5 protein-coding genes and 1 pseudogene are annotated in these 8,681 nt (G+C 53.2%); 3 read left to right on the forward strand and 3 right to left on the reverse strand.

What is annotated here, in order from left to right; all coding sequences use genetic code 11:
• Nucleotides 1-300: 300 nt before the first annotated feature.
• Together Q0835_RS17915 and Q0835_RS17920 are read left to right on the forward strand one after the other, a co-directional pair.
• On the forward strand, nucleotides 301-2,076 hold the full coding sequence (locus Q0835_RS17915) for an ethylbenzene dehydrogenase-related protein (RefSeq protein ID WP_298963532.1): 1,776 nt from the start codon (nucleotides 301-303) through the stop codon (nucleotides 2,074-2,076).
• 23 nt (nucleotides 2,077-2,099) lie between these two features.
• The gene (locus Q0835_RS17920; RefSeq protein WP_298822056.1) at nucleotides 2,100-3,116 is read left to right on the forward strand and encodes a 2Fe-2S iron-sulfur cluster-binding protein; all 1,017 of its coding nucleotides are present in this window, start codon (nucleotides 2,100-2,102) and stop codon (nucleotides 3,114-3,116) included.
• Between the two features lie 14 nt (nucleotides 3,117-3,130).
• Here the strand turns inward: Q0835_RS17920 and Q0835_RS17925 are convergent, their stop codons facing one another.
• The 3 genes from Q0835_RS17925 to Q0835_RS17935 form a co-directional block, all read right to left on the reverse strand.
• Complete coding sequence (locus Q0835_RS17925; RefSeq protein WP_298963533.1) at nucleotides 3,131-6,022, reverse strand: EAL domain-containing protein; 2,892 nt, start codon at nucleotides 6,020-6,022, stop codon at nucleotides 3,131-3,133.
• Nucleotides 6,023-6,037: 15 nt separating this feature from the next.
• Nucleotides 6,038-6,841, reverse strand: coding sequence for a substrate-binding domain-containing protein (locus Q0835_RS17930; RefSeq protein WP_298822058.1), 804 nt, complete (start codon nucleotides 6,839-6,841; stop codon nucleotides 6,038-6,040).
• Between the two features lie 475 nt (nucleotides 6,842-7,316).
• The gene (locus Q0835_RS17935; protein WP_298963534.1) at nucleotides 7,317-8,369 is read right to left on the reverse strand and encodes a LacI family DNA-binding transcriptional regulator; all 1,053 of its coding nucleotides are present in this window, start codon (nucleotides 8,367-8,369) and stop codon (nucleotides 7,317-7,319) included.
• A gap of 178 nt (nucleotides 8,370-8,547) precedes the next feature.
• Here Q0835_RS17935 and Q0835_RS17940 point away from each other — a divergent pair.
• Nucleotides 8,548-8,681, forward strand: a pseudogene (locus tag Q0835_RS17940) (carbohydrate ABC transporter substrate-binding protein); the annotation flags it as partial.

Below are 8,681 nucleotides of genomic sequence, written 5' to 3' on the forward strand. Positions count from 1 at the left end.
TTAACCTGACGTTGAATTCTTTTGTCTGAATTTGCTTTGTACTTATCATCAGCGTCAAGTTATACTTTGGAAATTCTCTAAATATATTTATTCATCTAAGTACTATGTGCAGATTAGACTGATTAATGAATTCATTATTATGCACGCATAGGTTTATCTTTAGTTGTAAATAGCATTTTTTCTAATTTTTTTTCCCAAGTTTTGCTTCTTAGTCTTAAACTCCGCGCCTGACTTCTAATATTCGCGCGCCGATTCGCGCAAAGCGTGTACGGAATCGGTTTTGGTTTCTGGAGGGGAAAATTGACGGATCACACATTAGAGCTCACTGCTCCGCCAAATGACACCAAACACAACGACCAGACCAATGTACCTACAGCTCAAGGCACCGCCTCCCGACGACCTGAGGACAAGCAACCGCCTGTGCGTAGTGATCTGGGAACCATTCTGCTTCACTGGACGCTGACCATTGCGATCTTCGCGAGCCTTTTGACCGGCCTTCGCCTTTCTTCCGACGCAGAAGATGCATGGTTTTCAAAGTTGTTCGAACCGATATTGCCACAAGGGGAAATCTGGACCTGGCACTATGTGTCGGCCATTTTCGTGCTGGCGGTTATCTTCGCTTACGCTGCCTATATGTCGTTTGCCCGCTTGAAACGGCGCATTTCGACCAAGAAAGCCGTTGTTCTGACGCTCCCGGCAAGCACCAAGCTGCGGCTAGCGGCTGTCAATGTCATCGCCTACTGGATCCTGTTTGGCGCTGTCCTCACCCTTTCTGCGACCGGTGTGCTTCTCTATCTGGGTCATGGCGGGATCTGGGTCACCGTTCACTACATCGCCGCACTTACGGTGCTTGGCTACATCGTTGCCCACGTGGTTCTGCATTATTTCTATGGCGGGATCGCACAGCTTCTGCGCCTGTTCCGGCCTCAGAAACTCCGTCGATTCCCGGGCATGAGCCGGCACCCCCTGGCGGCGTCGCTTGCTATCGGGGCGGTGGTTCTGGCAGGCGCCGTCGCGCTCGATTTTTCCACGAGGGATGACCTTATCGTTGCCAACGCCACTGAGCTTCCTGCGTTGGACGGCGAAATGGACGAAGCAATCTGGAACAGTGCGAAACCCATTTTTGTCAGGACGCAACAAGGGTCCGGCCTCGACAAGACGGGAGAATCCACCGTCGAGATCCGCGCCGTTCAGGTGGGTGACAAGATCGCATTCGGTTTTCGTTGGGAAGACAGCAACCGGTCTTTGAAACGCCACCCACTGATCAAGACCGAAGACGGCTGGCGGATGCTCAACAACCGTGCCGATATCTCGGACGAAACCGATTACTACGAAGACAAGTTTTCGGTCGCCTTTTCCAAGTCGGATGCCTTTGGCGGAGGCGCGTCAACGCATATGGGCCCCAAGCCGCTAAGCGACAAACCAGGCGCCTTCAACTATCGCGGCCTTCACTATACCACCGACGGCAGTCTGCTTGACGTCTGGCAGTGGAAGGCCTCGCGTGGTGGCATGCTGGGGAAGGTCGATGACATGTGGTTCGGCACACCAATCGAACCGAGTGAGGCTCAGGCCGCTGGCAAAAAACGCTACAGCGCTGGCTATTCGGCAGACGAGGGCAAATCCTTCTACATCTATAACTACAAGAAAAAGTCCGGCTCCGACTACGAAAACACAGTCGACGTGGTGCGGCTGCCGGTGGATCTTGAAAAAACCGTCGCCCAGATGGGCAATATTGACCTCGATGTAGAGGCGACGGACGACCCGGGATCACAGTGGTGGATGTTTGAAGCAGAGAGCGTTCCCTATTCGCCGGAGATCGACGCAGGAATACCCGTTGGGACGATGATCCCCGGCGTCCTGATTATCGGAGAATACGAAGGCAGCCGCGCCGACCTTTCCGGCGGTTCAAAGTGGAAAGACGGTTATTGGACGCTTGAGATCATTCGCGACATGGACACCGGTAATCACCAGGATCTTCCCATGGAAGATGGCCTTTATGTCTGGGTCGCGGTGTTTGATCACAACCAAACGCGTCACACGCGTCATTCACGTCCGGTTCGCCTGACATTCAACTGATGCCTTCCCAACGGACCAAACTCATGTCGAAAAGCACCTGTACCGTTACGATCAACGGTAAAGAGATCAAGGCAAGTGTCGGCGACACGCTGATTGATGCCGGACTTGGTGGCCGCCTGGTCATTCCCCATGACTGCTGTTCGGGGCAATGTGAAACCTGCCGGGTTCGCGTGCTCAGTGGCGCTGTCGACGATTTGGGAACACGTGAGAAAAACACTGTCCTCGGGTGTCTTGCCGTCCTGGAGGGCGACGCAGAGATTTCTTACGATCCCGTTCCGATTGTAAAAACGATAAAAGGTACCGTCGACAGTGTGCGGACAATCAAGGAAGACTACCTTGAAGTGCGTGTCCGTACTGCCAAGAAGGTGACCTGGTTACCCGGCCAATATCTGCGCGCAACGTTCGCCGGGTATCCGCCGCGCGATTACAGCCCGACGACCCCGCTAAATCTGGATGCGGAAGAAGACGTGATCGTCTTTCACATCAAGGTTTATCCGGACAGTATCGTATCGTCGAAACTGGGCAGTCAGATTGCCAAAGGGCACGGTGTCAAACTGCGCGGCCCATTTGGCAATGCTTTCCTGCGTCAACAACCGGAACCGATCGTTCTGACCTCGACAGGGACCGGCTTTGCGCCAATATGGGCGATTGCCGTTGCTGCAAGGCTGGGGCAGCCGGACCGTGATATCAGGGTCATCTCGGGTGCTCGTACACGGGATGGACTTTATATGCGCGACGCAGTTCGCTGGTTGCAAAGCAACGATGTCCCGATATCTCTTACAGCTGGTGATGGCGATAACGAGACAGTCATGACTGCCCGACCGCAAGAGCTGGTTGGCGCGCTGACTTCCGATCACATCGTCTATTCCGCCGGCGCGCCCGCGCACGTGGATGCGATGCGCGAACTGGCATTGCAAGCCGGCGCCACTTTCTATGCCGATCCGTTCTACGTTGCAGAAGAAAGCAAAGGCATTCTTGCCTTTGCCAGCAGGCTCTTTCGCAAATCCGCACCACCACCACAAGCGGAGGCTGCAGAATAGAGCAATGACAGTGTTTATTGCGCGGCTGTTGTCACCGCCTGCGGGCATGTGAAAATTAGCTCGTTCGCCTGCATGACCGGCATCGGACGCCCAAGATAGTAACCCTGGGCGTCGGTGCACCCAATATCGTTCAGCATGTCAAGCAGCTGCCGGGTTTCGACACCCTCAGCCGTCGTTGTCATGTTCAGGTTCTTCGCCAGCTCGATGACAGCTTTCACGATTGAGATCGAGTCATCAGAATATGCCATTGAGCGGACAAAGGACTGATCGATCTTGATCTTGTCAAAGGGGAATCGCCTGAGATAACTCAGCGACGAATACCCGGTGCCAAAGTCGTCCATCGAAACCTTGACACCAAGCGACTTGGCCTGGTGCAGAGCTTCCAGAACATCCTCTGAATCTGTCAGCAAGACACTTTCTGTGACTTCCAGTTCAAGCCGGTCCGCTTTAAGACCTGATTTCATCAGCGCACCGATCAACACAGGCCCGAAGGCATTGCCACGCAACTGCCGAGGCGACAGGTTGACGGCTACCCGCATATGATCCGGCCAGCCGGCGGCGATCCTGCAGGCCTCTTCCAAAACCCACTCGCCAAGCTGAACAATCAGACCGGTGTCTTCGGCCAAAGGTATGAAATCACCGGGTGAGACCAGACCTCTCGTCGGGTGATTCCAGCGCAGCAACGCCTCGAAACCGGAGATCTGATAATCGCTCAACGTGTACTGCGGCTGGAAGTAAAGTTCCATTTCGCCATTTGCGGCTGCGTTGCGCAGATCCAGGATCAATTCGCGCCGGTCATTCACCTCGGTTCCCATGTCCTCTTCAAAGAAGCGGTAGGTGTTCCTGCCGTCTTCCTTGGCGCGATAAAGGGCAAGGTCCGCCTGTTTGAACAGCTCGTCGCCAACCGCTCCGTCAGCCTTGGCCACCGAGATGCCGATGCTGACGCCAATGACCAGGTCATGGTCCGCGATTTGGAATGGCTGGGAGAGTTCCCAAATAATGGACTGCGCCAGTTCGTCGACCTGCTTCTGCTTGACGGGCAGGTCGGTCAGGATCGCGAATTCGTCACCGCCCAGACGCGCGACCAACTCACGATCTTCAAGCAGGTGTTTCAACCGTGCTGAAACCTGCCGCAAAAGCTCGTCGCCGATGGGATGTCCCAGAGAATCGTTGACGGTCTTGAACTCGTCGAGGTCCAGACAGAGAATTGCGAATTCGCCTCCCTGGACCTGCTGGCGCTTCAAGAGCAATTCCATCTGATCGCGGAATTCGATACGGTTGGGCAACTGGGTCAGCATGTCATGCCGCGCAAGGAAGGCCAGACGATCGCGCGCCTCCTGGCGCTCCGTGATATCCTCGGAGATCGCCACCCAGCCGCCATCTGACAATGGTTGCCGGGTGGTTAGAACAATGCGGCCCGACCGGATCTTGACCATTTCCGTGCTTTGCGAGAAAGGCGCCGATTGATGCGCTTTCGTGAATGCCTCCGACAATTCGGTCTGGTCGGTGCTGACAGCCTCCGCATTCTGAAGAGCGGTCAGATCCCTGGCGGTCATGCCGGGCACGAGTTTGTCCTGGTCGAGTTCGAAAAGGTCTGCAAACCGCTGGTTCGATACGATCAGGCTACCGCTTGCATCAAACATGCAAAGCCCGTGCGACATGTTGTTGAGTGCCGCATCAAAGAGAACGTTCTGCTCGCGCAACTGCGCTTCTTGCGATCTCAGGATCGTGTTCTTTTCATGAACCCTGACCCGCAGAGCGTCGCGTTCCTTGACAGAGCGCTGCAACGAAACGACAGAACGCGCAATGTCTCCAACTTCGTCCAGCCGCTCCGTTCCGGCAACTTTCTTTTCAAAGTCGCCTGCGGCAATTCCTGTCAAAACCTTGGTAATGTCGGTCAGCGGCCGCGTGATCTGGCGAGAAAGGAGATAAGCGACCGAGGCAAAGGCGATCAACGTCAGAACACCGAACAGGAACAGCCACCTAAGCAGCTTGGCTTCTTCCTCCGAACCGATACGGGTCAGCTCGTTTTGGGTTTCGGTCAGCTTTTCGATCGGAACCAGCGCACATACCGTCACTGGCGCGACTGGCACGGCGCACTCAATGACATTGCTGCCACTGGCGGTGATGTTTGGTGTGGTCGCTGAAATCTGGAGATCGGCGAAATTACCTTTGAAATTCCCTCTGGAAATCACTTCGTCCTCAAAGACGACAGCAAGGCCGAAGGAGTTGATCTTCGCCAGGTCGGAAAGCAGAGGTTCGTTGGACCGGATCCATCGTTGAGCCAGCAATCCGCCCACCGCGTATCCAAATTCATCGAAAACCGGTGTGAAGACGATTTGGGAAACAGTGTTGATGTGTTCGCCAGGAACAAAGATGCCTGTTTCAGAACGTGGCAATAGACGCGACAAGGTTTGAACGTCCCCCGGGAAACTCTCGTTGAGGGATGCGACGATCTCATCGAAAAAACTAAGTTCTGGAATATTCGATCCAAGTCGGACCAGGTCTGCCTCATAAGAAGAAGCGCCGATAACCCGCGCCTTCTCGTCAAGAACGACGATCCCGTCCATATCGGCCTGTTTCGCTGCCGGCCCCAGGAGCTCCGACATGGCAACAACATTTCGAGACATGACAGCATTGGACGTATCATGGTGCTTGGCAATCGAATTGACCCTTCGAAGCCGATCCTGAAACAGGAACTCCATCCGGGTTCCGGCAAGCTCCACGTCGGCGATCAACGTCTCAAGCAACCGAGACTGAGACAGTTTTAGCAGCTCGACCTCCTGTCGGGCCATGCTGTCTTCCAACTGATATGCCACCAGGCCAATCAGACCTGCAAACGCACACAGCGCTGTGAAAACAGCGCCGTAGGTATAGTGCCAAAGCAGGGACGAGTGACGTATCATGTTGCGATTGGGCCTTTAGTTAGACACCGGCACTCCGCCATAATTTCGGATCAGGCTGCGCGCCTGATCGGACTGGCTGAAGTCAATGAATGTCTTCATCTCACCATCCAAAGCGCCATCCTTATAGATAAGCGCCAGGGTCACCGCGCTTGGATAGGCCTCGCCCGTCGGATGATTGCCGTCGATTTTCAGAACGTTCAGTCCCTCTTCAAGCGGGCGGGAATAGGGTCCAAAGGCGATCGCTCCCTGAACGTCGCGCGCCGTCGAAATGGCGTCCTGCGTTGTCAGCGCCGTTTTGGATCGTGGCGAAAACGTCAGGTCTTTCCAGCCTGGCATCGTGTTGCGCAGAACCTGAAGAGTGCTGTCGGCATCTTCACGCCTGACCAGCCGTACACGAAGATCCGCACCACCGAGTTCCGACCAGTTGGTGATCTTGCCAGCATAGAGTTTTTTCAGGTCTTCACTTGAAAGAGCCTCAACTCCAGTCGAAGGATGGGTGAATATGGCGCTTGGGATCTTGGCAATCGGCAGATAGACCAAACCATATTCAATCTCGCTGTCCTTCAGGGGCCTCGCCACCCGACCCAGCCGTTCAGTCCCTGAACTAACGGCTGCGATACCGCCGCCTGAACCAATGCTTGGGGGGATCTTGAGGTCAATTTCAGGATGAGCTTTTGAAAAGCCGTCACCCATTTCGCGCAACATTTCCAATCCGTCGCCAGTGCCGACAACACTGAGTGCAGTTTGTGCACCAGCGACAGGCGACTGAACAAGGAGGGCAGACAGCGAAAGAACGAAGCAGAAGAAGGAGATCCGCATTTTTTCCACCAATTTGAGTTTGTATTATCTAGAATGCCATATTCAAGTTAATCAAACACTAAAACCCTGCCACAAGTTACAATTAACCTGTATTTAAATTGATTTTTATTAGTATTCATGCAGCTAAAATCTAATTCTTCTTGCATAATCTTTAGGCATTATTTGCCGATAGGCTATTTTTTCCTAGCAGCCCAAATTGCTACAATCGTTTCGGGAAACCTTAGTCTGTCAGCCCTTGAAGCAATCACTCACTTTTACATACGATTTGAAATTATTTTGATAGAACTGTGAGTGATCGATGTGAAAACTACTGTGCGAGTGATAGGTTTCATGATCTTCACAAATTAGTCAAACAGGCAATACAACCCTTACTATACTATAGCGTGTGCCAGTTTGCTGACGTTTCTGATCCGTCATCTACTTAACAAAATTGATAAAACTCATTATATTACAGATTATTGGAAAGCTTATGTGATCAAGCTTGAATGCCTGTTTCCTGCAAAATACTGGCTGCACTCTGCCGAACGACCAGTTTCACATCAATCATGACTGGTTCAGAGTGTTTATTGTCGATTGCATCGCCTGCGTGAATACACTCCAGGAGCAACCTGGCGGCCCTGGTTCCCAAAGCATGACGATCCTGACGGATCGTGGTCAGCGCAGGAACGTAGAATTCAGAAAGTTCAATGTCATCAAATCCAACGACTGATATGTCTCCAGGCACTTCCACACCTCGTGTCTTGAGCGTTGAAATCAATCCGAATGCAACCTGATCCGAAGCGCAGAAAATGGCTGTAGGCCTGTCTTCCATTGACAGGATTTTTTCTGCTGCTGCTCGGCCTGATTCCAGAGAGAAATCGCCACGAATGATCCATTCATCCCGCATCGGCAGACCGAGCTCAGCCCTTTCTGCCAGCATGCCCTCCCGCCGGACATGTGTCAGGACATTCTCCTGCGGTCCGGTAACATGCGCTATTTTCCGGTGTCCCAGTTCATAAAGATGCCTAACGGCCAACCTGGCACCCTGACCGTTGTCGCTTCGCACAGATGGCTGAGAGCTTCCGTGTTTCCATTCACACGCAAACACGATCCTGCCGTTCACGCCGTTTTCTTCAAACTGCCTAATTTCCTCGTCTGACAGCGCGCCATCCAAGCAAATCATGCCATCAATCTGAGAATCCAGGAAGTAGTCGACGACGCGTTTTCCCGCTGTCGCATGATCTTTTGTATCGGCGATCAGAACAGAAAGGTCGCTTTCACCGAAAACTTCACTGATACCGGCAAGAATCTGCGAAAAAAACGGGTTTCCGAGGTTTGGAACCAGAACAAGAATTGCTCCGGCCTGACGCGTTCTAAGATTTCTTGCAGCCCGATTGACCCGGTAACCCGTGGAGCGAATGGCGCTGAAAACCGTTTCCCGCGTCGCTTCCGTCAAAAGCTCAGGATTGCTGAGCGCTCGACTGACCGTTGCCGTTGAAACTCCAGCTCTTTTGGCAACATCTCGAATTCTTATGGGCTTCTGCGCCAATGCCGCCTCCCGATTTTTGTTTGCGACTTGCTGACATTCCGGGTTGACACGAGGGGCTTTCCCGAGAATGATAAATGTAATCGATTACATGAGAGATACACAATTCTGTAATCGATTACAATTGCGGTGGAGGCCGCATCAATTGAAAAATCGGGCGAAAGTTCGATGGGAGGAGACTATGAAAGCATTACGCGCTGTATTTGCAGCAACCACCGCTCTGTGCGCGGCGACTGCCGCCCATGCGACGGATTTGGAAGTTACGCATTGGTGGACGTCTGGTGGAGAGGCTGCGGCTGTTGCTGAGTTTGCGAA

This window comes from uncultured Roseibium sp. (assembly GCF_947499295.1).
Lineage (GTDB): Bacteria > Pseudomonadota > Alphaproteobacteria > Rhizobiales > Stappiaceae > Roseibium.

Coding starts and splice junctions, on each gene's coding strand:
- Q0835_RS17925 (WP_298963533.1), bottom strand. CDS start 6,022: ATGATACGTCACTCGTCCCTGCTTTGGCACTATACCTACGGCGCTGTT.
- Q0835_RS17930 (WP_298822058.1), bottom strand. CDS start 6,841: ATGCGGATCTCCTTCTTCTGCTTCGTTCTTTCGCTGTCTGCCCTCCTT.
- Q0835_RS17920 (WP_298822056.1), top strand. CDS start 2,100: ATGTCGAAAAGCACCTGTACCGTTACGATCAACGGTAAAGAGATCAAG.